The sequence below is a fragment of the Bradyrhizobium sp. SHOUNA76 genome (assembly GCF_023006445.1).
GTDB lineage: Bacteria > Pseudomonadota > Alphaproteobacteria > Rhizobiales > Xanthobacteraceae > Bradyrhizobium.
In genome coordinates this window covers 1-1,264 of sequence record NZ_JALBHA010000909.1, presented here as the reverse complement: position 1 = coordinate 1,264, position 1,264 = coordinate 1, and the positions used below count along the sequence as shown (strand labels likewise).

The following is a 1,264-nucleotide window of genomic DNA, read 5'->3' as shown; positions in this document are numbered from 1 at the left end:
CGCTGCCTTTGTCTCGGCGCGCTTGGCCGCGAGTGCCTCGCGCTCGGCGCGTCGTGCCGCGACCGCCGGATCGTCGTGACCCGGCTGCGACTTGAACTTGTTCAAAAGATTTTTGCGTGCTTCCTGCGCCGCCTTTTGTCGGTCGGAGAAGCCTGGTTCCCTGAATCCACTCATCTAACGAACCTTGTCTTCCTCACTTTCAGCCCTACATCACTGCGTGTTGGTACGTCGGCTGGGCATAGCGGGCGCCACGCGACGCAGAAGCGTGTACATCGGTGCGCGTCGCGAAGCCACCCATAATCGCAGCCGATCAGGTCAACGAAAAATCGCCCCCACCGACGATCTCTCGTAGCCCGGAAAAACTGCCGAATTGTGATGTCCCTCATAAGGGGACCACGAGGGCGGGGCCTAGCGTCCGCCCCGATACGGAGAACGGGTATGCCGATCTCGAGACCAAGCCTGAAGGCGCTCGCAATTGCCTTCGTCCTGGTAGCCGTGGCCGGTGCCATGCTGCTGCTCAGTCGTCCGCAGCCGATCGAGAGTGCCGTCCTGGGAGCGGACTGGGAATGCACACAGACCGCGTTCGTGCTCACGACCTGCGCCCCGCGGGTCCAGGCGACCCCGGCGGTCGAAACCTCCCGCAAGGATGCGATCCGGGCGACCCGAGGCTGAGGTGGCTGACCGGAGATGTGACGGGACGTCGCAGAGGTGATAAGGGGGCTTGCCCCGCGACCAGGTAACCATGTCCACATCCCAGCCCGAACCGGGCGAGAAGCCGAAATCCCAGCCGAAACCTCCTTCCGGTGACAACCGCCGCGGCGCGATCGCCGGCTTGATCATCGCGATCATGATCCTCGGTGTCGGCTGGTGGCTCGCCCGGGACCTCACCGCGGCCAGCAAGATGCAGGACTGCCTGATGTCCGGGCGCAGCAACTGCAACGTGATCGAGCCGGCCCGCTAGAAGCGGTCCAGCGTGGCCGCTTGGGCCGAAAAATGCCCTGATCTTAACCATTTGTAACGGGACTTCGCCGACCAAAGCAGGTCAGCTATGCCAGCCGGCATCATGCCCGGCGCGAGGCGAATCGTCTATCGCGCCAGGCACCACGGCAATCGAGAGAGCAGGGGTCAAGCACGCATGAGTGCGTCCAGCCGCATGAAGATCATTATTCCCTTGGTTTCGGCCATGTCGCTGCTCGCGCTGTCGGCGCAAGCCCAGGACGCGAGGCCCCCAAGGGACGCCGGCCAGCCGGCGGCCGGCCCGGCC

Annotated in this window: 3 protein-coding genes; 2 read left to right on the top strand and 1 reads right to left on the bottom strand. The window is 64.5% G+C overall.

The genetic code is table 11. The annotated features are described in order from the left end of the window. Positions 1-174 (bottom strand): DUF6481 family protein (locus tag MOV74_RS38485; protein ID WP_246932770.1); only part of this gene is annotated, 174 nt, incomplete at its 3' end. Positions 175-438: 264 nt separating this feature from the next. On the opposite strand from MOV74_RS38485, the gene MOV74_RS38480 reads away from it, so the two are divergent. After that, positions 439-672, top strand: coding sequence for a hypothetical protein (locus MOV74_RS38480; RefSeq protein WP_246932768.1), 234 nt, complete (start codon positions 439-441; stop codon positions 670-672). Between the two features lie 70 nt (positions 673-742). Further along, positions 743-961 carry a DUF2273 domain-containing protein gene (locus MOV74_RS38475; protein ID WP_246932766.1) on the top strand — a complete coding sequence of 73 codons (219 nt, stop codon included), beginning with the start codon at positions 743-745 and terminating at the stop codon, positions 959-961. Positions 962-1,264 lie beyond the last annotated feature (303 nt).